The 26,497-nt window shown below is 73.2% G+C and carries 23 protein-coding genes and 1 pseudogene; 8 read left to right on the forward strand and 16 right to left on the reverse strand.

Annotation, left to right across the window (positions count from 1 at the left end; translation table 11 throughout):
• Nucleotides 1–33 precede the first annotated feature (33 nt).
• On the forward strand, nucleotides 34–897 hold the full coding sequence (locus ACIRO3_RS11560) for a PhzF family phenazine biosynthesis isomerase (RefSeq protein WP_361781398.1): 864 nt from the start codon (nucleotides 34–36) through the stop codon (nucleotides 895–897).
• A 6-nt stretch (nucleotides 898–903) separates the two neighbouring features.
• Nucleotides 904–1,464, forward strand: coding sequence for a GNAT family N-acetyltransferase (locus tag ACIRO3_RS11565; RefSeq protein ID WP_361781401.1), 561 nt, complete (start codon nucleotides 904–906; stop codon nucleotides 1,462–1,464).
• 11 nt (nucleotides 1,465–1,475) lie between these two features.
• On the opposite strand, the gene efeU is transcribed toward ACIRO3_RS11565, so the two are convergent.
• The 4 genes and pseudogenes from efeU to ACIRO3_RS11585 form a co-directional block, all read right to left on the reverse strand.
• A complete protein-coding gene (gene efeU / locus ACIRO3_RS11570) occupies nucleotides 1,476–2,360 on the reverse strand; it encodes an iron uptake transporter permease EfeU (protein WP_404135041.1) in 885 nt (294 codons plus the stop codon).
• Between the two features lie 27 nt (nucleotides 2,361–2,387).
• The gene (gene efeB, locus ACIRO3_RS11575) at nucleotides 2,388–3,704 is read right to left on the reverse strand and encodes an iron uptake transporter deferrochelatase/peroxidase subunit (RefSeq protein ID WP_404135044.1); all 1,317 of its coding nucleotides are present in this window, start codon (nucleotides 3,702–3,704) and stop codon (nucleotides 2,388–2,390) included.
• A 33-nt stretch (nucleotides 3,705–3,737) separates the two neighbouring features.
• A complete protein-coding gene (efeO, locus tag ACIRO3_RS11580; RefSeq protein ID WP_404135047.1) occupies nucleotides 3,738–4,874 on the reverse strand; it encodes an iron uptake system protein EfeO in 1,137 nt (378 codons plus the stop codon).
• Nucleotides 4,875–5,130: 256 nt separating this feature from the next.
• Nucleotides 5,131–5,349 (reverse strand): annotated as a pseudogene (locus tag ACIRO3_RS11585) (hemin ABC transporter ATP-binding protein); the annotation flags it as partial.
• A 278-nt stretch (nucleotides 5,350–5,627) separates the two neighbouring features.
• Between ACIRO3_RS11585 and ACIRO3_RS11590 the strand changes: the two are divergent.
• Nucleotides 5,628–6,284: a PhzF family phenazine biosynthesis protein gene (locus ACIRO3_RS11590; RefSeq protein WP_404135050.1), complete on the forward strand. Its 657-nt coding sequence runs from the start codon at nucleotides 5,628–5,630 to the stop codon at nucleotides 6,282–6,284.
• Nucleotides 6,285–6,395: 111 nt separating this feature from the next.
• On the opposite strand, the gene ACIRO3_RS11595 is transcribed toward ACIRO3_RS11590, so the two are convergent.
• Both ACIRO3_RS11595 and map read right to left on the reverse strand, forming a co-directional pair.
• On the reverse strand, nucleotides 6,396–7,043 hold the full coding sequence (locus tag ACIRO3_RS11595) for a biliverdin-producing heme oxygenase (protein WP_361781418.1): 648 nt from the start codon (nucleotides 7,041–7,043) through the stop codon (nucleotides 6,396–6,398).
• A gap of 141 nt (nucleotides 7,044–7,184) precedes the next feature.
• Complete coding sequence (map, locus tag ACIRO3_RS11600; protein WP_361781421.1) at nucleotides 7,185–8,042, reverse strand: type I methionyl aminopeptidase; 858 nt, start codon at nucleotides 8,040–8,042, stop codon at nucleotides 7,185–7,187.
• Between the two features lie 71 nt (nucleotides 8,043–8,113).
• Between map and ACIRO3_RS11605 the strand changes: the two genes are divergently transcribed.
• Nucleotides 8,114–8,347: a hypothetical protein gene (locus tag ACIRO3_RS11605; protein WP_361781424.1), complete on the forward strand. Its 234-nt coding sequence runs from the start codon at nucleotides 8,114–8,116 to the stop codon at nucleotides 8,345–8,347.
• Nucleotides 8,348–8,414: 67 nt separating this feature from the next.
• Here the strand turns inward: ACIRO3_RS11605 and ACIRO3_RS11610 are convergent, their stop codons facing one another.
• On the reverse strand, nucleotides 8,415–9,020 hold the full coding sequence (locus ACIRO3_RS11610; protein WP_361781427.1) for a hypothetical protein: 606 nt from the start codon (nucleotides 9,018–9,020) through the stop codon (nucleotides 8,415–8,417).
• Between the two features lie 95 nt (nucleotides 9,021–9,115).
• Between ACIRO3_RS11610 and npdG the strand changes: the two genes are divergently transcribed.
• Nucleotides 9,116–9,820, forward strand: coding sequence for an NADPH-dependent F420 reductase (gene npdG, locus ACIRO3_RS11615; RefSeq protein WP_404135054.1), 705 nt, complete (start codon nucleotides 9,116–9,118; stop codon nucleotides 9,818–9,820).
• A 99-nt stretch (nucleotides 9,821–9,919) separates the two neighbouring features.
• Here npdG and ACIRO3_RS11620 read toward each other — a convergent pair whose 3' ends face one another.
• A complete protein-coding gene (locus ACIRO3_RS11620; protein ID WP_404135057.1) occupies nucleotides 9,920–11,989 on the reverse strand; it encodes a TerD family protein in 2,070 nt (689 codons plus the stop codon).
• Between the two features lie 195 nt (nucleotides 11,990–12,184).
• On the opposite strand from ACIRO3_RS11620, the gene ACIRO3_RS11625 reads away from it, so the two are divergent.
• Nucleotides 12,185–12,370 carry a hypothetical protein gene (locus ACIRO3_RS11625; RefSeq protein ID WP_366000279.1) on the forward strand — a complete coding sequence of 62 codons (186 nt, stop codon included), beginning with the start codon at nucleotides 12,185–12,187 and terminating at the stop codon, nucleotides 12,368–12,370.
• Between the two features lie 35 nt (nucleotides 12,371–12,405).
• On the opposite strand, the gene ACIRO3_RS11630 is transcribed toward ACIRO3_RS11625, so the two are convergent.
• Complete coding sequence (locus tag ACIRO3_RS11630) at nucleotides 12,406–13,203, reverse strand: site-2 protease family protein (RefSeq protein ID WP_404135060.1); 798 nt, start codon at nucleotides 13,201–13,203, stop codon at nucleotides 12,406–12,408.
• Here ACIRO3_RS11630 and ACIRO3_RS11635 point away from each other — a divergent pair.
• Entirely contained in the window at nucleotides 13,202–16,624 is a 3,423-nt protein-coding gene (locus tag ACIRO3_RS11635; protein ID WP_404135063.1) for an AfsR/SARP family transcriptional regulator, read from the forward strand. The genes ACIRO3_RS11630 and ACIRO3_RS11635 overlap by 2 nt on opposite strands.
• A gap of 64 nt (nucleotides 16,625–16,688) precedes the next feature.
• On the opposite strand, the gene ACIRO3_RS11640 is transcribed toward ACIRO3_RS11635, so the two are convergent.
• The 3 genes from ACIRO3_RS11640 to panB form a co-directional block, all read right to left on the reverse strand.
• Complete coding sequence (locus ACIRO3_RS11640; protein WP_361781442.1) at nucleotides 16,689–17,543, reverse strand: ABC transporter permease; 855 nt, start codon at nucleotides 17,541–17,543, stop codon at nucleotides 16,689–16,691.
• Complete coding sequence (locus tag ACIRO3_RS11645) at nucleotides 17,540–18,571, reverse strand: ATP-binding cassette domain-containing protein (protein ID WP_361781445.1); 1,032 nt, start codon at nucleotides 18,569–18,571, stop codon at nucleotides 17,540–17,542. The genes ACIRO3_RS11640 and ACIRO3_RS11645 overlap by 4 nt, the downstream gene beginning before the upstream one ends.
• A 102-nt stretch (nucleotides 18,572–18,673) precedes the next feature.
• Nucleotides 18,674–19,534 carry a 3-methyl-2-oxobutanoate hydroxymethyltransferase gene (gene panB, locus ACIRO3_RS11650; protein ID WP_351756859.1) on the reverse strand — a complete coding sequence of 287 codons (861 nt, stop codon included), beginning with the start codon at nucleotides 19,532–19,534 and terminating at the stop codon, nucleotides 18,674–18,676.
• 298 nt (nucleotides 19,535–19,832) lie between these two features.
• Between panB and ACIRO3_RS11655 the strand changes: the two genes are divergently transcribed.
• The gene (locus ACIRO3_RS11655) at nucleotides 19,833–20,861 is read left to right on the forward strand and encodes an endonuclease/exonuclease/phosphatase family protein (protein ID WP_366149695.1); all 1,029 of its coding nucleotides are present in this window, start codon (nucleotides 19,833–19,835) and stop codon (nucleotides 20,859–20,861) included.
• Between the two features lie 31 nt (nucleotides 20,862–20,892).
• Here ACIRO3_RS11655 and ACIRO3_RS11660 read toward each other — a convergent pair whose 3' ends face one another.
• From ACIRO3_RS11660 to ACIRO3_RS11675, 4 genes are all read right to left on the reverse strand, one after another.
• Nucleotides 20,893–22,668 carry an NAD+ synthase gene (locus ACIRO3_RS11660; RefSeq protein WP_366149694.1) on the reverse strand — a complete coding sequence of 592 codons (1,776 nt, stop codon included), beginning with the start codon at nucleotides 22,666–22,668 and terminating at the stop codon, nucleotides 20,893–20,895.
• Nucleotides 22,669–22,738: 70 nt separating this feature from the next.
• A complete protein-coding gene (locus ACIRO3_RS11665; RefSeq protein ID WP_404135069.1) occupies nucleotides 22,739–24,115 on the reverse strand; it encodes a DUF4352 domain-containing protein in 1,377 nt (458 codons plus the stop codon).
• A gap of 146 nt (nucleotides 24,116–24,261) precedes the next feature.
• A complete protein-coding gene (locus tag ACIRO3_RS11670; protein WP_404135072.1) occupies nucleotides 24,262–25,866 on the reverse strand; it encodes a multicopper oxidase family protein in 1,605 nt (534 codons plus the stop codon).
• 97 nt (nucleotides 25,867–25,963) lie between these two features.
• Complete coding sequence (locus ACIRO3_RS11675; protein WP_404135075.1) at nucleotides 25,964–26,440, reverse strand: hypothetical protein; 477 nt, start codon at nucleotides 26,438–26,440, stop codon at nucleotides 25,964–25,966.
• Nucleotides 26,441–26,497 lie beyond the last annotated feature (57 nt).

Raw genomic sequence — 26,497 nt, forward strand, 5'->3', positions numbered from 1 at the left:
AATGCGCTCCCGTCCCCGGAAGTTGAGCCGATCATGACGACCGAAGTGCTGCGCTACACGGCTTTCTCCGGCGACCCGGCGGGCGGCAACCCCGCCGGGGTCGTCCTCGACGCGGCCGGTCTGGACGGGCCCGCGATGCTCGCGATCGCCGCCGGGCTCGGCTACAGCGAGACGGCGTTCCTCACCGACCCGCCCCGGGACCTCGGCGGCGAACCCGGCCGCGCCTTCACCGTGCGGTACTTCAGCCCCAAGGCCGAAGTGCCGTTCTGCGGGCACGCCACCGTGGCCACCGCCGTCGCCCTGGCCGAGCGGATCGGACCCGGTGAACTGCTGTTCGCGACCCGGGCCGGAACCGTCCCCGTCTCGGTCACCGCCGAACCGGGCGAGGGCCTGCGCGCCACCCTGACCAGCGTGGAACCGCACGTCGAGGAGATCGCCGACGCCGACCTCGCCGAGGCGCTGGCCGCACTGGACTGGCCGGCGATCGACCTGGACCCCGCGCTCCTGCCCAGGATCGCCTACGCCGGCGCCCGCCACCTGGTGATCGGCGCCGGCACCCGCGCCCGACTCGCCGACCTGTCCTACGACTTCGCCCGCCTGGAGGCGCTGATGCGCCGCCTGGACCTCACCACCGTCCAACTCGTCTACCGGGAGAGCCCGACCGTCTTCCACGTACGCGACCCCTTCCCCGTCGGCGGCGTCGTCGAGGACCCCGCCACGGGAGCCGCCGCGGCCGCCTTCGGCGCGTACGCCCGCGAGGCCGGCCTGGTCCCGGCGCAGGCGCTCCTCACCCTCCACCAGGGCGAGGACATGGGCCGCCCCGGAACCCTCACCGTCGAACTGCGCCCCGGCGACCCCCGGGTGCGGGTGGGCGGGGCCGGCGTGCGGATCGCGTAGGGCGGGGTGCTGCGCGTCGAGACGTACGAGACGCCGCCCGCCGGGCTCGCCGCCCAGGTCCGGGCGCTGGAGGAGCGGGCCTGGCCGGGCGCCGGCGCCGGCCACGACCCGGCCCTCGCGCCCCGCACGGTGCTGCTGGTCGACGGGGACGGCACGGTGGCCGCCTCACTGGCCCTGCTGCGCAAGGAGATCCACCTCCCCGGCCGGACCTGGCGGGCCGCCGGGCTCAGCGGGGTGGTGACCCGGCCGGAACTGCGCGGGCGGGGTGTCGGCGGGCGCCTGGTCGCGGCCGCCCGGGCCGAACTGGCCGCCGACCCCGAGGTGGACCTGGCCCTGTTCAGCTGCGATCGACCGCTCGGCCCGTTCTACGAGGCGGCCGGCTTCGAACGGCTCCCGGGCACGGTCCTGGTCGGCGGCACCCCCGCCGACCCCCTGGCCACCGACGCCCCGGGCTTCGACAAGACGGTCCTGGCGGCCTTCCTCGGCCCCGACCCGGAGTCGGCCCGTACGGCCTTCACCGGGATCCGGGTCCCGTTGTACCCGGGGACGATCGACCGCCTCTGGTGAGCCGTTCGGCGTCAGTCCCGGGCCCGCCGGCGCGCCTGGTCGCCGCCCTGCCCCGTCGAAGTCGGCGTCGGCGGCGTCGCTGTCGCCGACCCCCGACCGAATCCCGCCGGGGCCAGGAACAGGTTCAGGACGACCACCAGGTACACGGCCCACACGACCAGTTGGAAGACCGTCGGGTCCGGCTGGAAGTTGAACGTGCCCTTCAGCAGGGTCCCGTACCAGCTGTCCGGCGGGATCGTCTCGCTGATGTCGAAGGCCTTGTTCGACAGGCCGGGCAGGAAATCGGCCTCCTGGAGGTCGTGGACCCCGTACGCGAGCACGCCCGCCGCGACCACGACCAACAGCCCGCCGGTCCACTTGAAGAACTTGGCGAGATCGATGCGCAGCGCGCCCCGGTAGAACAGCCAGCCCAGCAGGATCGACGTCGCGATGCCGAGCAGCACACCGGTCAGTGGGCCCGCGCCGTCACCGGCGGCCTTCACCGAACGCCACACGAACAGCGAGGTCTCCAAGCCCTCCCGGCCGACGGCCAGGAACGCGGTGGCCACCAGCGCGCCCGTGCCCATCGCGAGGGCGGCGTCCAACTTCCCGTGCAGTTCGGCCTTCAGGTGCCGCGCGGTGCGCTTCATCCAGAAGACCATCCACGTCACCAGGCCCACGGCGACGATCGACAGGGAACCGCCGATCGCCTCCTGCGCCTCGAACGTCAACTGCCGGGTGCCGAACTCCAGGCCCGCGCCGAAGGCCAGGCTCAGCCCGGCGGCCAGCCCCACCCCGAGCCACAGCGGCCCGAGCTTGTGCTTGTTCCCGGTCTTCACCAGGTACGCGATCAGAATGCACACGACGAGACTGGCTTCCAGCCCCTCGCGCAGACCGATCAGATAGTTGCTGAACACGTGGATCCTCCTACGCGCCCACGGGAACTACGCGAACAGCGCCCGACCCCACCAGTCGTCCTTGTCACGGACGCCCGGCGGGACGGCGAAGACGGCCGAACCCACGTGCTGGATGTATTCGTTGAGCGAGTCGTTCCTGGCCAGCTCCCGCTGGATCGGCACGAAACCCTTGCGGACGTCCCGCTGGTACGCCAGGAAGAACAGTCCGGCGTCGAGCCGGCCCAGCCCGTCCGTGCCGTCGGTGAAGGAGTAGCCGCGGCGCAGGATCGTCGCGCCGCCGTTGGTGTCGGGGTGCGCGAGGCGGACGTGCGCGTCCGGCTTCATCGCCTTCAGGAAGGGCTCGTCGCGCTCCCTGGACTTGCCGACGGGGGCGCCCTCGCCCTTGTCGCGGCCGATGATGTCCTCCTGCTCCCGCAGGGAGGTGCGGTCCCAGGTCTCGATGTGCATCCGGATGCGCCGCGCGACGAGGTACGAACCGCCGGCCATCCAGTCGGAGCCGTCCGAGGCGCCCGCCCAGACGAACTTCTCCAGCGCCTCCCGGTCCGTGCCCGAGATGTTCCGGGTGCCGTCCTTGAAGCCCATCATGTTGCGCGGGGTCTGCGCGTCCGGGGTCGTCGAGGAGGTCTTGCCGAAGCCGAGCTGGGACCAGCGCATCGCGATCCTGCCGAAGCCGATCCGGGCGAGCTGGCGAATGGCGTGCACCGCGACCTGCGGATCGTCGGCGCAGGCCTGGACGCACAGGTCGCCGCCGGAGCGGGCCGCGTCCAGGTTGTCGCCCGGGAACAGCTCCAGGTCCACCAGCGCGGCGGGGCGCCTGCCCTCCAGCCCGAAGCGGTCCTTCGCGAAGAGACCCGGGCCGAATCCGATGGTCAGGGTGAGCCGCGAGGCCTTCAGGCCCAGCGCCTCGCCCGTGTCGTCCGGCGGAGCCTCCGGCAGGCCGCCGAAACCGCCCTCGCCGACCGGGAGCCCGGCCGTCATCAACCGGGCCGCCTGTGTCCACTCCTTGAGGAGCGCGACGAGCTCGGCCCGGTCCTTCGTCGTCACGTCGAAGGCCGCGAAGTGCAGGCGATCCTGGACGGCGGTCGCGATGCCGGCCTGGTGCTCGCCGTGGAACGGCACGGCCGACCCCGCCGAGGCGGTCGGCACCACGTCCGGGTCATCGCCGAACACCGCGACCGCACCGCCGGCCGCGGCCGCGCCGAGCGCCAGCCCGGCGCCGCCCCAGCCGAGCACGGCACGCCGCGAGGGCGCGGCGGGGCCGCCGGCCGTCGGCGCGCCGGCCTCCGGGCCGTCTCCGGGCCGTGGCTCCGGCGTTCCCGCCGGCTTCGACGTCGACTCCGCCATCCTCGTACTCCCGTCCGCTCCCGTAATCCCTGGTTACTTCGCGACCGAGGCGGCGAGCTTCGACAGCGGCTCGGCCAGCGCGTTGACCGCGTCCGAGAGCTCCTTGCGCTCCGAGTCGCCGACCTTGTCGTACGAGACGAAGTCGTAGCCCGTCTTGTCGGCGCGGTACTTGTCCAGCAGCGTGTTCAGCGCCGCGAACCGGGCCTCCAGGATCTTCGCGAGTTCCGGGTCGTTCTTCGAGGCGATCGGCTTCAGCAGCTGGTAGGCCTTCTCCGCGCCCTCGACGTTGGCCTTGAAGTCGACCAGGTCGGTGTGGCTGAAGAACTCCTCCTCGCCCGTCACCTTGCCGGTGGCGACCTCGTCCAGGAGCTCCTTGGCGCCGTTCGCCATCGAGGTCGGGGTGATCTCGGCCGTGCCGACCTTCTTCTGCCACACGGTGAGGTCGGCCATCAGGGTGTCCGCGAGCTTCTTCTCCGGCTCACCGAGCTTGCCGTCCTTGAACACGGCCTTCTCCAGCGTGTGCCAGCCGGTCCACTCCTGGTTGGCCTCCAGGTCGGCCTCGCGCAGGTCCACCTTCGGGTCCAGGTCGCCGAAGGACTCGGCGACGGGCTCGGTGCGCTCCCAGCCGATGCGCGAGACGGCGTACGCCTTCTTCGCGGCCTCGACGTCGCCGGCCTTGACCGCGTCCGCGAAGGCCTGCGCCTTGGGCAGGGTCTCGTCGGCCTGGGCCTGCACGTACGTGCGGTACTGGGCGACCGCGGCGTCCATCTCCGGGCTCCGCTTGGCGACGGCGCCGCCGGTGGCCTTGACCGCCTGGCGGATGCCGTCGCCCTTCATGCCGGGCTTGCAGGCGATCTCGTAGTCGCCCGCCTTGATCTCGGCGGTGATGGAGGCCTTGGTGCCGGGGCCGATGTTCTCGCGCTCGGCGACGATGCGGTCGTCGGGGAAGAGGACGTAGACCTCGGTGACCTTGGAGCCCTTGTTCTCGACGTCGACGGTGATCTTGCCGGCGGGGAACTCCTTCTTGGAGACCTCGCAGGCGCTGTCCGAGGCGGCGACCTTGATCGCACCGTCGCCACCGGCGTCGCCCTTCTCCGCGCAACCCGTGACGGCGGTGAGCGTGGCCATGGCGGCAGCCGCGGCGAGAACGGTGAGGCGAGCGGGTCGCATGGAGGCTCCTGGCGAGGGGTAAGGGCTGGTGAGGCGGACCTAACTTAACCGAGGCTTACCTGACTCATACCCGACAGTCCAGTGATACAGCTCTCACCTTCCGCCGCCGGACACGAGGCCGTCACGGCCACTCCATGACGACCCCATGGGCAGGTCAAGCCGGGGTCAAGCCCGGCTCCGCGTTCCACCCGACGGAACGCGCCGGCCCTGTCGCCGCACGGCCCGTGATCATCGCCGACCAGCCGGCGCGAGCGGCTCAACCGCGGATCGAAACCACGAGCGGGGCTCCGCCGCGCGGATGCGGGAACACCTCCACCGGTTGCCGGTAGACCCGGTCCAACAGGCCGTCCTCGAACACCTCGGTCGGCGGCCCGTCCACCGCGATGCGCCCGTCGTGCAGCACCGCCACCCGGTCGGCGTACGCCGCCGCCAGACCCAGGTCGTGCAGGACGGCGACCACCGCGTCCCCGGCCGCCCCCGACGCCACCGGCGGCTCCACCACCGGCGGTTCGACCTCGGGCGGCGCCGGCGCCACGGGCGGTACGGGTACCACGGGCGGTACGGGCGCCACGGTCGGCGGCGGCGGCAGCGTCGGCGGGAGCGCGGGCGGCAACCTCGCCTCCATCGGCGCCGAGATCCCGGCCGGAGCCCTGCCCGGAGCCTCCGGCGCGGTGATCGCGGCCGGCGCCGGCGCGGTCCTCCTCGCCCGCAGGCGGCGCACGACCCAGGGCTGAGCCGTGCTTGAATGCCCGCGTGAACGATCTCGACGTGCTCCAGGTCTTCTGCGCGGGCGACGGCCGGTACGGCAACCTGCTCGGAGTCGTCCGCGACGGCCGCACCTGTCCGGACGACGCGTCCCGGCAGGCGCTGGCCGCCGAACTCGGCTACAGCGAGACGGTGTTCGTCGACGACCCCGAGCGCGGGGTCGTCGACATCCGCACCCCCGGCACGCGGCCGGCCTTCGCCGGACACCCGCTGGTCGGCGTCGCCTGGTTGCTCGACATCGAGGAACTCCAGCCGCCCGCCGGCCCCGTCTGGGCCCGCGACGACGGGGAGTTCACCTGGATCACCGCCCGCCCGGAATGGGTCGAGGGCAAGCGCACCGAGCAGTACGCGTCCGCCGCCGAGGTCGAGGAACTGCCCGCCCCGCCGCCGGGCGAGGGCTGGCTGTACGCCTGGGCGTGGGAGGACGAGACCGCGGGCCGGGTCCGGGCCCGGGGCTTTCCGCGCCGCCCCGACGGCGCCGTCGTCGAGGACGAGGCCACCGGGTCGGCGGCGATCCTGCTCACGGCCCAGCTGAACCGCGCCCTGAACATCACCCAGGGCGCCGGCTCCCAACTCCTCGCCGCCCCCGGCCCGGACGGCACGGTCGAGATCGGCGGACGCGTGCGCTTCGCCCCCGTGAACTGAGCACCCGGACCGACCCGTTCACGTGCTTCGGCGCCCGGACACGGGGAAGGGGCGGCCCTCGGCGGGTCCGCCCCCATCCCTGCTCGTGCACCGGTCGGTCCCGGAGGTCGCTCACGCGCTGAGCGGGAACTCCCGGCCCAGCTCGCGGAAGACGGCGCCGTTGAAGTCGAAGGCGCGCTTGCACTCGTCGATGATCCGCTGCTTCTCCAGGTCGTCCGCGGAGATCGCGTCCAGCAGCTCCCGGTAGGCGCGCTTGAAGGCGGCCGGGTTGGAGATGTCCGCGAACACGTAGAAGCGGACGCCGTCGCCCTTGCGCTCGAAGCCCCAGGTGCGCTCCGCCTTGTCCCGGATGATCTGCCCACCGGACAGGTCGCCCAGGTAGCGGGTGTAGTGGTGGGCCACGTAACCGCCGGGCCAGTCGGCCGCGCACTCGGCCACCCGGGCCGCGTACGCCTCCGTCGCCGGCAGCGCCACCAGCGACTCGCGCCACGCGGGGCCGCGCAGGTGCGCGAGGTCCCGCTCGATCTCGGTCAGGCGCATCAGCTCGGGCTGGATGAACGGCCCGGCGACCGCGTCGTCCTTGAGCGACTCGGCCGCGTCCTCCAGGGCCCGGTACACGAACCACAGCTGCTCGGTGTAGCGGGCGTAGGCGTCGACGCCCAGCCGGCCGCCCAGCAGATCGCTCATGAACGTCGAGGTCTCGGCCTCCGTGTGCTGCTCGTGCGAGGCGACACGGATGACCGTGGAGAAGGCGTCCAAGGCGGACCTCCGAGGAATCGGGGGATGAGAAGGCGTGGCGACACCGCCGCCACACCCCGATCCTCGTACTTAGGCTTGCCTAAGTCAATGTGTTCCCGACGTCCTGTCGGTAAAAAATCGCCCGGCCCGAAGGCGCGTCCGCTACGGCAGCGTGAGGATCTCCGTTCCCGTGTCGGTCACGACCAGTGTGTGCTCGAACTGCGCGGTCCGCCTGCGGTCCTTCGTGACGACCGTCCAGCCGTCGTCCCACATGTCGTACTCGTGGGTACCCAGCGTGAGCATCGGCTCGATCGTGAAGGTCATGCCGGGTTCGATGACCGTGGTGGCGTGCGGGCTGTCGTAGTGCGGGACGATCAGGCCGGAGTGGAAGGACGTGCTGATGCCGTGCCCGGTGAAGTCCCGGACCACCCCGTAGCCGAAGCGCTTCGCGTACGACTCGATGACCCGACCGATGATGTTGATCTGCCGGCCGGGCTTGACCGCCTTGATGGCCCGGTTCAAGGCTTCGCGGGTGCGCTCCACCAGCAGGCGCGACTCCTCGTCCACCTCCCCGCACAGGTAGGTGGCGTTGTTGTCGCCGTGGACCCCGCCGATGTAGGCGGTCACGTCGAGGTTCACGATGTCGCCGTCGCGCAGGACGGTCGAGTCGGGGATGCCGTGACAGATGACCTCGTTCACGGAGGAACACAGGGACTTGGGGAACCCCCGGTAGCCCAGCGTCGAGGGGTAGGCCCCGTGGTCGCACATGTACTCGTGGGCGACCTTGTCGAGCGCGTCGGTGGTCACCCCCGGCGCGATGTGCTTGGCGGCCTCCTCCATCGCCTGGGCGGCGATCCGGCCGGCGATGCGCATGGCCTCGATGGTCTCGGCGGTCTGCACCTCCGGTCCGGTGTACGGAGTGGGCGCGGGCTTGCCCACGTACTCGGGCCGGCGGATGTTTCCGGGAACGGAACGGACGGGAGAGAGCTCGCCTGGTACGAGCAGCGACTGGCCAGACATGCAGGCGAGTGTATCCAGCGGTGATGGGGCAAGCTGGCGACAGAGAGCGGTACGAGAGGAGCCCGAGGACGATGGCCCTGTTCAAGAAGCGCCAGGTCGGCAAGCCCGGCGAGTGGTACTACTGCCTGGTCCACAAGAAGGTCGAAGAGGGCCCCGACTGTCCGGCGAAGGACCGTTTCGGCCCGTACGCCACGCCCGAGGAGGCGAACCACGCCATGGAGACGGCGCAGGAACGCAACCTCGAATGGCAGAACGATCCGAAATGGAACGACAAGACCCGTGAGGCGGACGAGGAAACCCCCTGAGCCGAGGCGGGCGGGGCGAGGGGCGGGGGAGCCTCCCACGCGGCGGTCCGTCGCCGGCGGGCACCCCTCACCAGCGGCCGGGCGGCGGCGCGGTCAACTGATCGGCCAGCCGCGCCAGCCGGTCCCGCAGCCGCCGCGAGCCCCGCGGCCCCGGCGGGCCGTTCTCCCCGGCCGCCGCGCTGACCAGGTGCTGCACCGTGTCCAGGTCCAGCTCGGCGGTGGCACCCGGCACCGACAGCGCCTCGTGCGCCAGCGTCCCCAGATCGGGATCGCCGCCGTCCAGGGACAGCACCGTCGCCCCGGCCCGCCGCGCGTCGTGCACCCGCTCCAACAGGCCCGCTCCGGGCTCCTCCGGGGCCACCACCAGCAGCGTGTGCCCGCGCCGGGCCGCCTCCAGCCGGCTCAGCCCCACCGACAGGTGCGGGGGCTCGCCCGGCAGCACGCGGTGTCGTACGAGCGTCGGCGCCAGCTCCGGCAGCCCCGACCACGCCGCCTCGTCCACCAGGTGCGCGGCCATGTGCCACGGCTCGTACCGCTCCGTCCCCACCAGCAGCAGGGACCCGCCGGACGGCACCACCGCGCGCCGCAACGAGCCGGCGAAACCCCGGGCGGCACCCGGCCACCGCGTGCCGGCGAGAACCTCGCGCAGCAACGCCACCCTCACGGCATCCATGGCGGGCATCCTGCACCACGGAAAGGACGCGCGGGTGCGATACCGGCGGCTCCCGTCCGTTCGACTGACACGTACTCGGCAGTACTCTCGCCCCCATGAATTCCTCAGACAGCACGCAGAAGCCGCCGGCCAAGGACCCCCGGGACCTGCCCGACGTCTCAGGCCTCGTCGTCGGCGTCCTCGGCGGTACCGGCGACCAGGGCCGCGGCCTCGCCTACCGGTTCGCCCGGGCCGGCCAGAAGGTGATCATCGGCTCCCGCGCCGCGGACCGCGCACAGACCGCGGCCGAGGAACTCGGCCTGGGCGTCGAGGGCGCCGACAACGCCGACTGCGCGCGCCGCAGCGACATCGTGATCATCGCGGTGCCGTGGGAGGGCCACGCCAAGACCCTCGAAGCACTGCGCGAGGACCTCGCCGGCAAGCTCGTGGTGGACTGCGTCAACCCGCTCGGCTTCGACAAGCAGGGCGCCTACGCCCTCCCGGTCGAGGAGGGAAGCGCGGCCCAGCAGGCCGCGGCCCTGCTCCCCGACTCCCGGGTCACGGCCGCCTTCCACCACCTCTCGGCGGTCCTGCTCCAGGACGAGACGGTCGAGGAGATCGACACCGACGTGATGGTCCTCGGCGAGTCCCGCGCCGACACCGACCTCGTCCAGGCCCTCGCCGGCCGCATCCCGGGCATGCGCGGCGTCTTCTCCGGCCGCCTGCGCAACGCCCACCAGGTCGAAGCCCTGGTGGCGAACCTCATCTCCACCAACCGCCGCTACAAGGCCCACGCGGGCCTGCGCGTCACGGACGTCTGACCCGCCCGCGCCCGGACCGGGGCACGAGCCGCCCCGGGCGGGGCACGGCCGCGCCCGCGGTGCCGCCCGGGGCGCCCGAGCGGCACCGCCCCGGGGCGGTCAGCCGCGCCGGCCTGCCCGCACGTCGAGCGGGCCCAGCCGTGCCACGACGCCCTGGTGGAACCGCGCCACGGCGTCGTCGACGCTGCGGATGAAACCCGACTCCGTGTTGCCGCGCGTATTGCCCATTCCCTTGATGAGCGTCAGCCGGAACCCGGACAGCGGCGCCCCGTCCCTGGGCAGCAGGTTCCCCGGCTCCGGCCGCAACCGCTCCAAGGTGCCGCGCGCCCCGCTCCCGCCCTCGACCAGGCTCTCCACATGGAGATCGGCCGGCGCCTCGGCCAGCATGCGAACCAGCTTCTTCACCGAGACCAGCGCGGAGGACCCCTCCGGGGCGGGCACGTCCATCGAGGTCCGCACCTTGCCCGTCCGCAGGTCGGCGGTCACGGCGATGACGCCGATCGTGCCGTCGACCCGCAACTCCGCCGCCAGCCGGCCGTCCGCGCACAGCGTGTCGGCCGCGGCGAGCCGCCGCTCCCGCGGATCGCTGCCCCGCCGGGCCCGTTGCACCGGGAGGGCCTTCTGTCCCAGCTCTCCGCCCAGCCGAAGACAGACCTGGCGGATCAGCCGCTCCCAGCTCTCCACCACGTCGACGGCCCGCTCGTCACCCGGGTTGAGGGTCTCGTCCTCGATGCCCTTGCGGACGGGTACCCAGGACGGTCCCATGTTCTGGAACCCGTGACAGCCGGAGTTCTCGTGCCGGAGGTACTCCAGCAGTTCCTGGAGCAGCCAGGCGTGTGCGGGGTTGCCCACGCCCTCGTGGCGGATCAGGAGCTGGGCCTGGTGGGCCACCTCCGCCCACGACAGGTGCCAGAGGCTGACCTTGTGCTTGCGCCGCCCGTCGATCTTGACATCGACCACGGGGGCGCCGTCGAGGGCCACGTCGTTGGAGAGCGTGATGACGGCCTCGTAGCCACGCCGCGCGGCGATGTCCATGTACGCCTGGACCTGCTCGGCCCGGAGCGCGTTCCCGTTGGTCTTCGTCTCCACGAGTGCGGTCCAGAGCTTGCCGGCGCGCTCGATCCGGATGACACCGTCCGGCCGGCGGGGCGCGTCGCCGTGGGGCAGCGACACCTCCGTGAAGGTCTGCGTCCGACCGGCGGGGGCACCGAAGGCGGCCGTGAGCCGACGACCCAGCTCGGGTACCTGCGTCATGACGGCGAGCAGCACCGAGGTCGCGCGCACCTCCCGTTCCCGGTCGCTCTTGAGGCTGGGCACCGGGAAGAGCCGAGCCGGCTGCCAGGAGTCGTTCTCGGCCAGGGACTTCCTGGCCACCTTGGGCAGCGTGATCTTCTTCCTGGTCGACCGGGCGTCCCCGACGGCGGACCCGCCCCGGCCGCGGGACTGCGCGGGGACGCGGGCGACCGCCGGACCGGCTTCGGCCGGAGCGTCCTCGGCCGGAGCCTCCTCGGCCGATCCGACGGGCGCTACGGGCGCGGGCGCGACCGGCTCGATCGGGGCGGGAGCCGCGCCGGCCGTCGTGGCGCACGGCCCGGCTTCCGGGGTCGCGGGGGAGTCCTCGTCCTCTTCGAGGACGGAGATGCCGAAATCCGTGGCGAGGCCGGCCAGGCCGGTCTCGTACCCCTGTCCCACGGCCCGGAACTTCCACTCCGCGCCCCGCCGGTACAGCTCGCCGAAGACGAAGGCGCTCTCCACGCCCGCGTCGTCGATGGAGAACCCGACCAGTGGCTCGCCGGAGCGGTCCGCGATCGTCATCCGCAGGTCGTCGAGGTCCCCGAAACGGGCGTCACCGTACTGGCTCGCCGCCACCACGATCCGCGCGACGTCCGCCGGCACGGCCGTCAGGTCCAACCCGATGCGGTCCTCGTCGCCGCTTCCGGTCGGTGTCTTGCCGAGCAACTGGACGCTGCCGTCCTCGGCCGCGGGGTGGTTGTAGAAGTAGAAGTCGTCCTCCGAGCGGACCTTGCCGTTCGCGTCGAGCAGCAACACCGACACGTCGGCGTCGCCGGCGCCCGAGGTGCTGGTCCAGCCCAGACTCACGACCACGGCCCCGGCGTCCTCGCCGAGGGCGGTCAGACTGACGTTCGCACCCTTTGTCATCTCCCGCATGGCTTCCCCCCGGTCGTCCGGCTTCGCCCGCTCGGACGGAGCTTCGCGCACCGTATCCAGCCGGCCCCCCGGCCCTCAGGTGAAGGGGGAAATGGGCGGGATGTCCCGAGGGGGTGGCGGCGACCGGCGCCGGGGTGGGATGGGGGACACTGGGGGAGCCTGACCCCGTTCCGTGTCGCCGAGGAGCCGTGCCGCATGCCCCGCCTTGCCGTGTTCGCCGTTGTCGTCTGTGCCCTGTCCGTGGCCGCGGCCGTGGTCGCCTTCGTCGAGGGCAGCTTCCTCGGCATCATCTGGGTGCTGCTGGCCGGTCTGACCTCCAACATGGCCTGGTACTACGTACGCAAGGCCAAGGCCGACAAGGGCGCCCGCGCGAACGGCTGACCGGGCACACGGCCCTCGGGGCCCGGTCCGGTCACCTAGCCCGCCGGGGCGCAGTAGCCGTCCGCGTCCTGCCAGAAGCGGTAGAGGTCGCGGCCGCAGTACGTCTCGAACTCGGACACGCCGAGCGCGTCGAGGATGCCGCTGACCGCGCCGAAGAAGAACGCGTTGACCTCCGGGATCCACAGCAGCGCGAACACGCCGAGCAGGGCGAACGGCGCCAGCGGCGCCACCTGTCGGCGCACCCCGTGTGACAGCCAGGGCTCGATGACCCCGTAGCCGTCCAGGCCCGGCACCGGCAGGAAGTTCAAGATCGCCGCCGAGACCTGGAGCAGTGCCAGGAACGCCAGCGCGAAGCGGAACGGCATCGGCACCCCGTCCAGGGCGTCCAGCCAGAACGGCGCGGTGCACACCACGGCGAAGGCCACGTTCGTCAGCGGGCCCGCGGCCGAGATCAGGCTGTGCTTCCAGCGGCCGCTGATCCGGTCGCGCTCGATGTACACGGCGCCACCGGGCAGGCCGAGACCGCCCAGGATCACGAAGATCACCGGCAGCACGATGCTGAGCATCGCGTGCGTGTACTTCAGCGGGTTCAGCGTCAGGTAGCCCTTGGCGCCGACCGTGATGTCGCCGCCGTGCAGGGCGGTGCGGGCGTGCGCGTACTCGTGCAGGCACAGCGAGACGACCCACGCGGCCGTGACGAACAGGAACACCGCCAGGCCGGTGCTGGTCGAGTACCCCGTCCACACGGCCCAACCGGTCACCGCCATGACGGCGACGATCCCGAGGAAGACGGAACTGATCTGCCGCTCGCCGCGGCTGCCTTGGTGACCCATGCGGCGAAACCTATCCCGGGCACGGCGCAGGGTGTCCCTCGGGTCCGGCGACAATGGGCCGGTGCGTTACGTGATTCTCGGGACGGCCCAGGCCCTCACCGACGACGGCGACCCCGTCGCCGTCGGCGGGGCGCGCCTGCGCGCCCTCCTGACCGCCCTCGCCCTGCGGCCGGGCCGCACCGTGCCGGTCGAGTCGCTGGTCGCCGAGGTGTGGGACGGGGACCGGCCGGCCGACGCGCCGGCCGCGCTCCAGGCCCTGGTGGCGCGGCTGCGCCGGACGATCGGGCACGCCGCCGTGCGCTCCGGGGAGGGCGGCTACCGCCTGGCCGCCACCCGCGAGGAGGTGGACCTGTACCGCTTCGAACGGCTGGCGCGGGCCGCCGCCGCCGAGCGGGACCCGGCCGCGGCCGCGGCCCTGTACGACGACGCCCTCGCCCTGTGGCGGGGCCCCGCGCTGGCCTCGCTGCCGGACGCGGCCGGGGAGTCCGCGCGCTGGGAGGCCGTACGGGCCGACGCGCGCCGGGGGCGCCTCGGCGCGGCCCTCGCCCTGGGCGAGGCGGAGCGGATCCTGCCCGAGCTGACCGCGCTGTGCGCGCAACACCCGCTGGACGAGCCGCTGCGGGCCCTGCGGATCCGCGCCCTGGACGCGGCGGGCCGCCCGGCGGAGGCGCTGGCCGCCTACGAGGACGTACGCCGGGACCTCGCCGACCGGCTGGGCGCCGACCCGGGCCCGGAGCTGCGCGCCCTCCACGCCGCCCTGCTCGCTCCGCCGGACCCCGCGCCCCACGCACCGCGCCCCCCGTACCCGGGAGCGCCCGCCCCGCACCCGGCGGGGACCGCCCCGCACCCCACCACGCCCGCCCCGGCCCCCGCCGGGACCGGTCCCGGGGGGAATCTGCGGGCCCGCCTGACCACCTTCGTCGGCCGCGAGGGCGACATCCGCGTCATCGGCGCCGACCTGGCCCGGTCCCGCCTCGTCACCCTGCTCGGGCCCGGCGGCGCCGGCAAGACCCGGCTGTCGCAGGAGGCCGCCGAGGCGCACGCCGCCGCCGGCCGGCCCGACGGGATGTGGCCCGACGGGGTGTGGCTCGTCGAACTGGCCCCCGTGGACGACCCCGACGACGTCGCCGAAGCGGCCCTGGCCGCCCTCGGGGCCCGCCAGACCAAGCTGCGCGGCGCCGCCGCCGAGGAACTGCGCGCGCTGACCGAGCGGGGCGGCGACGACCCGCTCGCCCGACTCGCCGAACACTGCGGCCGGCGCGACCTCCTGCTGCTCCTCGACAACTGCGAGCACGTCATCGGGGCCGCCGCCGTCCTCGCGGAACGCCTCCTCACGCACTGCCCCGGCGTGCAGATCCTCGCCACCAGCCGGGAACCCCTCGGCGTGCCGGGGGAGTGGCTGCGCCCGGTGGAACCGCTGCCCGACCCCGTCGCGCTGCGGCTGCTCGCCGACCGCGGCGCCGCCGCCCGGCCCGGCTTCCGCGTCGAGGACGACCCGGCCGCCGCCGCGGAGATCTGCCGCCGCCTCGACGGCATGCCGCTGGCCATCGAACTGGCCGCCGCCCGGCTGCGCCTGCTCACCCCCCGCCAGATCGCCGACCGGCTCGACGACCGGTTCCGCCTCCTCACCGGCGGCTCCCGTACCGTCCTGCCCCGCCAACAGACCCTGCGGGCCGTCGTCGACTGGTCCTGGGACCTGCTCGACGCGCCCGAACGGGCCGTCCTGCGACGGCTCTCCGTCTTCGCCGGCGGCTGCGACCTCGCCGCCGCCGAGGCCGTCTGCGCCGGCCCCGACGCGGACGCGGTCGTCGACGCGCTCGGCTCCCTCGTGGACAAGTCCCTCGTCGTCGCCGCCCCCGGCCCCGACGGGGACATGCGCTACCGGCTGCTGGAGACCGTCGCCGAGTACGCCGCCGAGCGCCTGACCGAGGTCCCCGAGGACCGCGCCGACACCGAGCGGCGCCACCTCGTCCACTACCGCGAACTCGCCCGCACCACCGAGCCCCTGCTGCGCGGGCACGGCCAGCGCGCGGCCGCCGAGCGGCTCGCCACCGAATACGAGAACCTCCGTACCGCGCTGCGCCGGGCCGTCGCCGCCAAGGACGTCGGCGAGGTGCTCTGCCTGGTGCACTCCCTCGTCTGGTACTGGCACATGCACGATCTGCGCGCCGAGTCACGTCACTGGGCGGACGCCGCCGTGGCCCTCGGCCCGGACCCCTTCGCCGCGCCCGTCACCCCCGCGGAACCGGTGTACGAGCGGCTCGTGGATTCGCCCCCGCCCTACACGGGCGAACTGCTCACCGAGGCCTGGCGCGGCGCCCGGATGATCCAGCTCACCGCCCGCGACCAGAACAGCGGCAGCTGGAACTCACCGGAGGTCCGCGTCCAGGTCGAGGGCATGATCGCGGCCTACCGCCCCGGCCTGCCCCAGACCTGCCGGTTCCCCACCGCCCTGTGGATCTACGCCGTGATGATCATGGGCGATCCGGAACTGCTCCGGCGCGTCATCGACGAGACCGTCGAGACCACCCGCGCCCTCGGCTACCGCTGGGAGTTGGGCTCCGCGCTCCAACTGCGCGCCAACATCCGGGCGAACCGCGCCGCGTCGTTCGGCGGCGCCGCCCGCGACGCCGAGGAGAGCCTCGCGCTCTTCCGCGAGCTGGGCGACGACTGGGGCTGCGCCGAAGCGCTGTCCGCCCGGGCCGAAGCCCTGGAGAAGCGCGGCGAGTACGCGTTGGCCGCCGCCGACTTCCGGGCCGCGATCGAGCACGCCGAGCGGCTCGGCGCACCGGCCCAGGTGACGGTCCTGCGGGTGCGGATGGCCGGCACCCTCGCCGAGGAGGGCCGGCTGGAGGAGGCGGAGGAGATCCTGACCGGGCTCCTCGCCGTCATCCGCCAGTACCGCAACGAGGCCCTGCCGGCCGCCCGCATGTTCCTCGCCGGGCTCTACGGCCGCACCGGCCGTCTCGTCGAGGCCCGCGCCGAACTCACCTCCCTGCGCGAGGAGTTCGCCTTCGGCGCGTACGCGATCTTCGACGGCTTCCTGCTCGGGGTGCTGGCCTGGCTCGACAACAAGGAAGGCCGGCACGAGGAGGCGCTGGCCCTCGTCCGGGAGGCCGCGACCACCGCCCGGGACCCGATGGCGCTGATGGTGGCCCCGCAACTGCCGGCCGTCCACCTGTTGATCGCGGCCGTGTCCCTCACGGGGCTCGGCGGTCCGCGCCGGGAGTACGACGCCGCCCGGCTCCTCGGCGCCTACCGGGCCCTGGTGCCGCTCGGTCACTTCCCCGTCACCACCGAACGCGAGGACGCCGCCCTCGTCGAGGAGTCGGCGAGGGCGGCGCTGGGGGACACCGCGTACGAGGCGGCGTACGCCGAAGGCGGTGGCCTCACCCTGGAGCAGGCCACCGCCCTCGTCTGAACCGTCCGCCTGCGCCGGGCCCCGGGAGAACGCTTGCCGCGCCTGCCCGGCGGACTCGCGCGGGTCAGGTCTTGTGACGGAACTTGCGGACCGCGAGCGGCATGGTGATCGCGGTGATGGCGACCGACCAGATCAGGGTCATCGTCACCGAATGGGCGACCGGGCCCCCGTTCATCAGGCCGCGCGCCGCGTCGGCGAGGTTGGACAGCGGGTTGTAGTCGGTGAAGGCCTGCAACCAACCCGGCATGGTCGTCGGGCTGGCGAAGATCGAGCTGCCGAACTGCAGCGGCATCAGCACCAGCATCGCCATGCCCTGCACGGCCTGGGCCGTCTTCATGGTCAGACCCAGCAGGATGAAGATCCACATCAGCGAGGCGCCGAAGACGGCCGACAGGCCGATGGCGAGGAACAGGTCCAGCACCGAGGTCTTGATGGACAGCCCCAGGATGAAGCCCATGACGAGCAGGATCGTGATGGCGACCAGCATCCGGCCGAGTTCCACCACGATCTTCGCGATGAGCACCGACGAGCGGGCGATCGGCATGGACCGGAACCGGTCCATCACGCCCTTCTTGAAGTCGTCGTTGACCCCGGTGCCGACCGCCATGGCGATGTTCATGCCCATCATCGCCATCAGGCCGGGCACCAGATAGTTGACGTACTCGCCCTGGTTCCCCTTGCCGGAGATCGCGCCGCCGAAGACGAACACGAACAGCAACGTGAAGATGATCGGCATGAACAGGACGTCGAACATCGACTCGGGGTCCTGCTTGATCTGCAGGGCGTTGCGGCGCACCAGGGCGCCGATGTGCCGCAGGTTGGCCCGCAGGCCGATCCGGCCCTCGTCGGGCAGGTCGTGCGGCGCGGCGTCCGGGACGGTCGCGGTACTGCCGGGCTTGGACGTGGTGACGGTGCTCATGCCGCGACCTCCTCGGTCTGCTGGGCGGGAACGGAGTTCTCGGCGGACGGCTTCTGGCCCGTGATGGACAGGAAGACCTCGTCGAGGCTGGGCAGGTGGGTGCCGAGGTCGGCGATCGCGTAACCGCGGCCGGCCAGCAGCCCGATCACCGCGGTCAGCTGCTCGTCGCTCAGGATCGGGACCAGCAGCACGCCCTCGTCCGGTACGGCCTGGGAACCGGCCACACCGTCGAGACCGGCCTCCGACAGGGCGCGGGCCATGCCCGGCAGATCGGAGGCGGCGGCGGGACGGATCTTCAGCGTGCGGCCGCCGACCCGGGCCTTCAGCTCGTCCACCTTGCCGTTGGCGATGACCTTGCCCTTGTCGATGACCGTCAGCTCGCTCGCGAGCTGCTCGGCCTCCTCCATGTACTGGGTGGTCAGCAGGACGGTGGCGCCCTCGGCGACCATCCGCTGCACCTCGTCCCACACCTCGTTGCGGGTGCGGGGGTCCAGACCGGTGGTCGGCTCGTCCAGGTACAGCACGGCCGGGCGGCCGATCATGGAGGCGGCCAGGTCGAGCCGGCGGCGCATGCCGCCGGAGTAGTGCATGACCGCCTTCTTGGCGGCCTCCGTCAGCGAGAACCGCTCCAGCAGCTCGTCGGCGCGGGACCGGGCCTCCTTGCGGGGCAGGTCCAGCAGCCGGCCGATCATGTAGAGGTTCTCCCAGCCGGAGAGCTTCTCGTCGACCGAGGCGTACTGACCGGTGAGGCCGATGGTGCGGCGCAGCTGCCGGGGCTGGCGGACCACGTCGAAGCCCGCCACCGTCGCCCTCCCGGCATCCGGGGTGATCAGGGTGGACAGGACGCGGACCAGGGTGGTCTTTCCCGCCCCGTTGGGCCCGAGGACCCCGAGCACGGTGCCCTCACGGACATCGAGGTCCACGCCGTCGAGGGCCTTGGTCTCGCCGTAGTGCTTGACCAAGCCCCGGACCTGTACGGCGTGCGAGCCGCTCGGGGAAGTCTTGTCGTTTCGCGTCATGGACACCATGGGACCAGCCGCCACTGACAAAGCACCGACAGCCGACCGACAACGGGCCCGCGCGCAGCCGTCGGCCGCCGACGAAGACGTCGGCGGCCGACGGCGGCGAACCTAGTGGAAGGCGTGCTCGGCCTGCGGGAACGTTCCGCCGACCACGTCCTGCGCGAACGCCTTCGCCGCGTCGCCCATGGTCTGCCGCAGGTTCGCGTACTGCTTCACGAACTTCGGCATCTTCCCGCCCGTCAGACCCATCATGTCGGTCCACACCAGCACCTGGGCGTCGCATTCCGAGCCGGCGCCGATGCCGACCGTCGGAATGTGCAGGGACCGGGTGACCTCGGCGGCCAGCTCGGCCGGCACCAGTTCCAGCACCACCGCGAACGCGCCCGCGTCCTGCGCCGCCTTCGCGTCGCGCAGCAACTGGTGCGCCGCCTCGTCACTGCGGCCCTGCACCCGGTAGCCCATGGCGTTCACGGACTGGGGGGTCAGACCCAGGTGGGACATGACCGGGATGCCGGACTGCACGATCAGCTCGGTCTGGGCCAGCGAACGCTCGCCGCCCTCCAGCTTCACCGCGCCGACCCCGGCCTCCTTGACCAGCCGCGTCGCGCTGCGCAGCGCCTGCACGGCGCCCTCCTGATAGGAACCGAACGGCAGGTCGCCGACGATCAGGGCGCGGCTCGTGCCGCGTACGACGGCCGCCGACAGCAGGGTCATCTCGTCCATCGTCACGGGGACGGTGGTCTCGTAGCCGAGGTGACAGTTGCCCATCGAGTCGCCGACGAGCATGACCGGAATGCCGGCCTCGTCGAACACGGACGCGGTCATCGCGTCGTACGCGGTGAGCATCGGCCACTTCTCGCCGCGCTCCTTGGCCAGGGCCAGGTCGCGGACGGTGATGCGGCGGGTCCCCGTGCCCCCGTACAGGGTGGGGCCGGAGGTCTCGCGGGCAGGCGAAACGACATGCGTCATGGCTACTGCTCCTTGTGTCATCTCGAGGCGCCCTCACGGCGTCCCCGGACTCACCCACCATGGTGGCACTGGTCGGCCCCGACACGGAAGTGGCGCGATGACCGGTCCGTCACATTCGCCGCCCCTCCCGGGCCGCGCCGCGCCCAATGTGCGCGTTTCGTGACAAGCGGAACCCTGACCGCACGGCCGTTCGTCCTCACGGAGGTACGGCCGGCAAGGACGGCACGGATCTGCTTCGAACATCGCCTAGGGTCAAGGGGCGGGGACGGAGCGCGAGCACGGCAGCGAGGGCAGTGGAATGGCACAGGCGTACATGACGGAGACGGGAAACGGCGGCTCGGAGCCCGAGCCCTCCCGATCCGGTCTCCGACGCCGACTGGCCGACCTGCGCCGAGACCGGGGGATCTGGCGCCGGGGACTCGTCACCGCGGGCCTCGCCGCGCTGGTCTCGCTCGTGATGATCTTCCACGCCGACCTGCCGAACGACGTGGGCAACCTCGGCAGCCTCACCGAGACCTTCCTGCCCTGGCTGGGGCTGGCCGTGCCGGTCCTGCTCGTCACCGCCGTGATCCGCAAGTCCGCGACCGCGCTGATCTCGATACTGTTGACCGCCGCGGTCTGGGCGAACCTGTTCGGCGGCCTGGTCACGGACAAGTCCGGCGGCGGCGGCAACCTGATGGTCGTCACCCACAACGTGGACGCAGACAACGCCGACCCGCGCGGCACCGCCGAATCCGTCGCCGGCTCGGGGGCCGACGTGCTGGCGCTCACCGAGCTCAAGGCCGGCGCCGTCCCCGTCTACGAGAAGGCCCTGGCCGGCGTGTACAAGTACCACGCCGTCGAGGGCACGGTCGGCGTGTGGAGCAAGTACCCGCTGTCCTCCAGCGCCCCCGTCGACATCAAGATGGGCTGGACCCGGGCCATGCGCACCACCGTGGACACCGCCCACGGCCGGGTCGCGGTCTTCGTCGCCCACCTCCCCTCGGTCCGGGTGAAGCTCAACGCCGGATTCACCGCCAACCAGCGCGACAACAGCGCCGACGCGCTCGGCGCCGCCCTGGCCTCCGAACCGCTCAAGAAGGTCGTCCTGCTCGGCGACCTCAACGGCACCATGAACGACCGCGCCCTGTCCGAGGTCACGTCCCAGATGCGCTCCACCCAGGGCGCGGCGGGCGACGGCTTCGGCTTCAGCTGGCCCGCCGGATTCCCGATGGCCCGCATCGACCAGATCATGGTGCGCGGGATCACCCCCGACGCCTCCTGGACCCTGCCGCGCACCGGCAGCGACCACCTCCCGGTCGCGGCGCGGATGACCGTCAAGGACTAGGGTCTGTCTTTCGGATTTGCCGGGCCCCCTGTCACGTCCTGCCTGCCGCGGGCTGCGTCCGCTCGCGCCAGCCGTTCGTGATCGGCAGCCGGCGGTCCTTGCCGAAGCCCTTCGCGGAGATCTTGGTGCCCGGCGGGTACTGGCGGCGCTTGTACTCCGCCGTGTCCACCATCCGCAGCGTCCGGGCGACCAGCTCGGCGTCGAAACCGGCGGCGACGATCGAGTCCAGGCCCTGGTCGCGGTCCACGTACATCGCCAGGATCGCGTCGAGCACCGGATAGTCCGGCAGCGAGTCCGTGTCCACCTGGCCCGGGCGCAGCTCGGCGCTCGGCGGCTTCACGATCGAGTTCTCCGGGATCGGCGGGGTCTCGCCCCGCTCGGCGGCGGCCCGGTTGCGGTACCGCGCGAGCCGGAAGACATCGGACTTGTAGACGTCCTTGATCGGGCCGTAGGCCCCGACCGAGTCGCCGTACAGGGTGGAGTAACCGACGGCCAGCTCGGACTTGTTGCCCGGGGCCAGCACGATGTGACCCTCCTGGTTCGAGAGCGCCATCAACAGCGTGCCGCGCAGGCGCGACTGGAGGTTCTCCTCGGCCAGACCGGTCAGCGCCAGGGACCCCATGTAGGCGTCGAACATCGGCTCGATCGAAACCGTCCGGAAGTTCAGGCCGGTCCGTTCGGCCAGGCCGGCCGCATCGCCCCTGGAGTGGTCCGAGGAGTACTTGGAGGGCATCGAGACGCCGTACACGTTCTGCGCGCCGATCGCGTCGCAGGCGATCGCGGCGACGAGCGCCGAGTCGATGCCGCCCGAGAGGCCGATCAGGACCGAGCGGAACCCGTTCTTCAGGACGTACGCGCGCAGTCCCACGACCAGCGCGTCGTAGACCTCCTCCTCGTCGTCGAGGCGGTCGGCGTACCCGCCGGGCACGACCGGCCCGTACGCCTGCACCGGCTCCTCGGACAGGATCACGCGGTCGATCCGCAGCCCGTCGTCCACGACGCCCTCGGGCGCGTCGGGCCGGGCTGCCGGCAGGTCCAGATCGACCAGCACGCAGCCCTCCGAGAACTGCGGGGCACGGGCCACGACCTCGCCGGCGGCGTCCACGACGATCGAGTCGCCGTCGAAGACCAGCTCGTCCTGGCCGCCGATCATCGCCAGGTAGGCGAGGGTGCAACCGGCCTCCCGGGCCCGCCTGCGGACCAGTTCGAGGCGCTGGTCGTCCTTCTCGCGCTCGTAGGGGGAGGCGTTGATCGACACCAGCAGACCGGCCCCGGCGGAGCGGGTGGCGGGGACCCGGCCGCCGTCCTGCCAGAGGTCCTCGCAGATCGCCAGCGCCACGTCCACGCCGCGCACCCGGATCACCGGCTGGGTGTCGCCCGGCACGAAGTACCGGAACTCGTCGAAGACCCCGTAGTTGGGCAGGTGGTGCTTGGCGAAGCGGAGGACGACCCGCCCTCCGTGCAGCACGGCGGCGGCGTTCTCCGGGGAGCCCGCCGGACGCCCGAGCCGCGGCGCGGCCTTCTCGGTGCGGTCCAGGTACCCGACGATCACCGGCAGCTCGCCGAGGCCCTCGGCGGCCAGCCGCTCCGCGAGTTCACGCAGCGCCGTACGGGAGGCTTCGACGAAGGAGCCGCGCAGGGCGAGGTCCTCGACGGGGTATCCGGTGAGCATCATCTCCGGGAACGCCACCAGGTGGGCCCCCTGCTCCGCGGAGTGCCGCGTCCAGTGGACGACGGAGTCGGCGTTTGCGGTGATCTCGCCGACGTGCGAGTCGATCTGATTCAGAGCGAGGCGAAGTTGAGGCACGGGCCCAGTCTAATCGTCTTTCTGACGCGATGTCCTGGAGCCCGGCCTCTTTCCCGTTCCGCGGGTCGGGTCAGCGGATCGGGCCGGCGAACTTCACGGGGTCGAGCAGGAGCCCGGGGGAGATCTCCGCGCGGATGGTCCTGGCGCCCTTCGGCACCTCGTACGCGGCGCTCCCGGTGGCGGTCGCGCCCGGCGCCACGGCGCCCGCGATCGTCTTGGGCATGTGTCCGTCGAAGACGGACTCGGCGGCGCGGCCCTGCTCGTCCGTGACATCGGGCTGGGCGTAGAACACCGTGACGGGCTTCTTCGACGTGTTGGTGATCGTGATGTCGAACCTCACCGCGTTGTCGACGTCCGCGAAGCCGCTCTCGGAGACGTACTCCACCGGTGCGGACAGGGAGACCTTCAGGCCGTTCGCGTACGTGTGGCTCTCGCCGAAGGACAGGGGGGTGCTGAAGCCAGGGCCGGTGGCCGGCTCGTCGCCGGGGAAGTCGTACGGCGAGGAGAAGGACGGCTTGGGGTACGGGCTCGGGTCGGTGTACGGCGTGTCCCAGCCGCGGCTCGGCCGGCTGTCCACGACCTTGTCGACCTCGTCGGCGACCTTGACGGTGAAGTAGAACCCGGCGACCGAGGCGAACAGGCTGAGCACGCCGAGGATCGTGCCCCACAGGGACATCGCCTTGCGCGGGGCGCCCCGGGAGGCGCTGACCATGGCCGCGATGCCGAGACCGAGGCCGGTCAGGCCGATGAGCGTGCCGATCCAGAAGAAGAACGGGGTGAGGGCCACCAGGACGGCGACGAGGCCGAGCACCAGCGAGGCGACGGCCAGACCGTTGCCCTTCTCCTGGACGGCCCCGGGGTATCCCGGGTACCCGGGGTAGCCCGGAGGGCCGGGAGGAACCCCGTACCCGGGCGGACCCGCGTATCCGCCGGGCCCGGCGGGCGGCGGCCCGGCGAAGCCCTGGTCGGCGGGCGCGCTCCAGGGATTGGCGGGTTCGGCGGAGGCCTGCGGCCCGGGCGCGGGGGCGCCGAAGGCACCGGCCGGCGGGCCGGGCGTCAGCGGGGCGAAGCCCGACGGCGGCGTCGGCGGGGCGGGGGCCGGCGGGGCGGCCGGGGCGGTCGGAACGGGGGCCGGCGGGGCGTCGGCGGGCTCCGGGGCCGGGGCGTCGGCGGGCGCGGGCTCCTTCGTGAGGGACGGCCCCGGGGTGGGGGACGGCTCCTTCGCGAGGGACGGCCCCGGGGTGGGGGCGTCGGCGGGCGCGGGCTCCTTCGCGGGGGACGGCTCCGGAGCGGGGGACTTGCTCAGCGACGGGCCCGACGCGGGCGCCGCGCCGGGGGAGTCGGTCGGCGACGGGCCCGGCGGGGCCGCCGCCTCGGGTATGGGCGTCCCCGCCGGCTCCGTCGGCGGACCGGTCGGGCTGTCGGGCGGGTTCGGGGGCGTGCTCATGCCTGGGGGCGTCCTTCGGGGCGTGGCGGCGATGACCACCCACCCTGCCACGCGCCCCGACCCCCTCCAACCCGATTCCGTCTCCCGGCCGGTGGGCCGGGAGACGGAAGGACCGTCACCCGGGGCGCGTTGTCGGATCCCGTTCGCTAGCGGCGGTAGCCCAGGACCGTCATCATCCCCGCCTCGGCGTGGTACACGTTGTGGCAATGCACCATCCACAGACCGGGGTTGTCGGCGTCGAACTCCGCCGTGAGGGTCCCGTTCGGCAGGATGACCGCGGTGTCCTTGCGCGCCCCGCCCGCCCCCGCGCCGAGGGCGAAGGTGTGCCCGTGCAGGTGCAGCGGGTGCCACATCGTCGTGGAGTTGGTGAACTCCAGCCGGACGCGTTCGCCCGCCTTCACGGGATGCCGCCGGTCCGGCGCGTACGGCTTGCCGTCGAAGGCCCAGTCGTAGGCCGCCATGCCGCCCGTGAGCCTGATCCTGACCGTGCGGTCCGCCGGCCGGGGGGCCGGTACGGCCGGCTCGGCGGCCCGCAGCGCGTCCGCCGTCAAGGGCCGGCCGGCCAGTTCGGCGGGCCGGGTCGCGGCGGTCGGCGGCGCTCCCGCGCCGGTACGGAGCACGGCGAGCGCCGAGGCGCCGGCGCCCTTGCCCTCGGCGAGCGCGGTCAGCGGGAAGACCCCGTCGCCCGCGGTGACCAGGACGTCGTACCGCTCGCCCATGCCCAACAGCAGTGAGCGGGCCTTGACGTGCCGCACCGGGAAGCCGTCGGTGTGGGTGACCGTCAGTTCGTGTCCGCCGAGGGCGATCCGGTAGGCCGTGTCCCCGCCCGCGTTGACGATCCGCAGCCGGATCCGGTCCCCGGGCCGGGCCGAGAAGACCGACGGGTCCTGCGCCACCCGGCCGTTGACCAGGTGGTACGGGTACGCGACGTCGCCGGCGTCCTTGCCGAGGACGTCACTGTCCCCGCCCATGAGGACACGGGACGGGCCACCGCCGGCGTCGGGGGCCGGGGCGGAACCGTGGCCGGCGTGACCGCCCGCGCCCGCGCCGCCCATGCCCTTGCGGAGCTCGGCGAGGACCCCGTCCGGGGTGGACCCGTCCACACCGTCGAGCCAGTCGTCCAGGACGACCACCCACTCCTTGTCGTACGCGAGGGGCTCCCTGGGGTCCTCGACGATCAGCGGGGCGTACAGGCCGCGATCCTGCTGGACCCCCGAGTGCGGGTGGAACCAGTACGTCCCCGGGTGCGGGACGGCGAACTCGTACCGGAACGAACCGCCCGGGGCGACGTCCCGCTGCGTCAGCCCCGGGACCCCGTCCATGTCGTTGCGCAGGGCCAGGCCGTGCCAGTGCAGGGACGTGGCCTGCGGGAGGTTGTTGGCCAGGGTCAGGGCGAGGGTGCCGCCCGCGGTGACCCGCACCTCCTGGCCCGGCAGCCGGTCCCCGTACGCCCAGGAGCGCACGGTGCGCCCGCCGCCCAGGTCGAGCGAGGCGGCGGTGGCGGTGACGCGGACCTCGGTGCGCGGGCCGGCCGCCGCCCGGGCGGCCTCCGCGGCCCGGACCTCCGGGCCGGCCGGGTCGACGTAGCCGTCGGTGGACCCGGCGGAGGCGCCGCCGGGGTTGGTCGCGTCGTGGTCCATGGAGCCGTGGTCCGCGGCCGGGCCGCCGCCGGAGCAGGCGGCGAGCAGGCCCGAGCCGGCGACGGCGAGTCCGGTGCCGAGCACGGCACGGCGGGTGGGAAGGGAACGCATGGGTGTACCTCGCGGTGTGGCGATACGGGTGGATGGGCGCCGAGTGCCGCCTCCCCCACCGCCGTTCGGGCGGGCGGGGGCGGCGGCGGGGCCCGTCCTATACGCGCAGTACCGCCAGCCGGCGCAGGATTTCCCGGGGCGCGGGCGGATCCGGGCCCGCCGGCGCGCGGGCCGCCGCCGCGCCGCCGCCGGCCCCCGGGCGCGCGGGCCGGCGCAGGGCCGAGCCGCCGAGCGCGAGGAGCACCAGCCCGGCCAGGACGGCCAGGCACACGGACATCGGGTCCATCGCGGGCCCGGGGGCGGGCCGGGTCTGCGGCCGCCCGGCCGGCGGCGGGTCCGAGGCCGCCGGGGCCCGCGACGCCGCCCCCACGGCCGCGTCCGTGTGAGGCGACCCCCCGAGGTGATGTGCCACACCCGCGTCCGGCCGGGCAACGGAGTGGGCGGCGGGCGCGTCTTGCCCGGTGTGGGAATCGGCCGGATGGCCCCACGTGTGCATCGTGACGATTCCCAGCAGCAGGACGGCGAGCAGCGTCAACCGGGGCCACCGGGCGGCTCGTCGGGCGCTGCGCGTCATGAGTGGAACCCTACCCGGGGTGGGTATCCGAGCGTCGGACCGGCCCCGTACCTGCTT

Origin of the sequence: Streptomyces sp. NPDC102278 (assembly GCF_044766345.1) — a bacterium.
In the GTDB taxonomy this organism is placed as follows: Bacteria; Actinomycetota; Actinomycetes; order Streptomycetales; family Streptomycetaceae; genus Streptomyces.

Coding starts and splice junctions, on each gene's coding strand:
- ACIRO3_RS11670 (WP_404135072.1), bottom strand. CDS start 25,866: ATGCGTTCCCTTCCCACCCGCCGTGCCGTGCTCGGCACCGGACTCGCC.
- efeB (WP_404135044.1), bottom strand. CDS start 3,704: ATGGCGGAGTCGACGTCGAAGCCGGCGGGAACGCCGGAGCCACGGCCC.
- ACIRO3_RS11635 (WP_404135063.1), top strand. CDS start 13,202: ATGCGGCGAAACCTATCCCGGGCACGGCGCAGGGTGTCCCTCGGGTCC.
- ACIRO3_RS11665 (WP_404135069.1), bottom strand. CDS start 24,115: ATGAGCACGCCCCCGAACCCGCCCGACAGCCCGACCGGTCCGCCGACG.
- ACIRO3_RS11645 (WP_361781445.1), bottom strand. CDS start 18,571: ATGGTGTCCATGACGCGAAACGACAAGACTTCCCCGAGCGGCTCGCAC.
- npdG (WP_404135054.1), top strand. CDS start 9,116: ATGAATTCCTCAGACAGCACGCAGAAGCCGCCGGCCAAGGACCCCCGG.
- ACIRO3_RS11675 (WP_404135075.1), bottom strand. CDS start 26,440: ATGACGCGCAGCGCCCGACGAGCCGCCCGGTGGCCCCGGTTGACGCTG.
- ACIRO3_RS11655 (WP_366149695.1), top strand. CDS start 19,833: ATGGCACAGGCGTACATGACGGAGACGGGAAACGGCGGCTCGGAGCCC.
- panB (WP_351756859.1), bottom strand. CDS start 19,534: ATGACGCATGTCGTTTCGCCTGCCCGCGAGACCTCCGGCCCCACCCTG.
- ACIRO3_RS11625 (WP_366000279.1), top strand. CDS start 12,185: ATGCCCCGCCTTGCCGTGTTCGCCGTTGTCGTCTGTGCCCTGTCCGTG.
- efeO (WP_404135047.1), bottom strand. CDS start 4,874: ATGCGACCCGCTCGCCTCACCGTTCTCGCCGCGGCTGCCGCCATGGCC.
- ACIRO3_RS11630 (WP_404135060.1), bottom strand. CDS start 13,203: ATGGGTCACCAAGGCAGCCGCGGCGAGCGGCAGATCAGTTCCGTCTTC.
- ACIRO3_RS11610 (WP_361781427.1), bottom strand. CDS start 9,020: ATGGATGCCGTGAGGGTGGCGTTGCTGCGCGAGGTTCTCGCCGGCACG.
- ACIRO3_RS11560 (WP_361781398.1), top strand. CDS start 34: ATGACGACCGAAGTGCTGCGCTACACGGCTTTCTCCGGCGACCCGGCG.
- ACIRO3_RS11640 (WP_361781442.1), bottom strand. CDS start 17,543: ATGAGCACCGTCACCACGTCCAAGCCCGGCAGTACCGCGACCGTCCCG.
- ACIRO3_RS11605 (WP_361781424.1), top strand. CDS start 8,114: ATGGCCCTGTTCAAGAAGCGCCAGGTCGGCAAGCCCGGCGAGTGGTAC.
- ACIRO3_RS11620 (WP_404135057.1), bottom strand. CDS start 11,989: ATGCGGGAGATGACAAAGGGTGCGAACGTCAGTCTGACCGCCCTCGGC.
- map (WP_361781421.1), bottom strand. CDS start 8,042: ATGTCTGGCCAGTCGCTGCTCGTACCAGGCGAGCTCTCTCCCGTCCGT.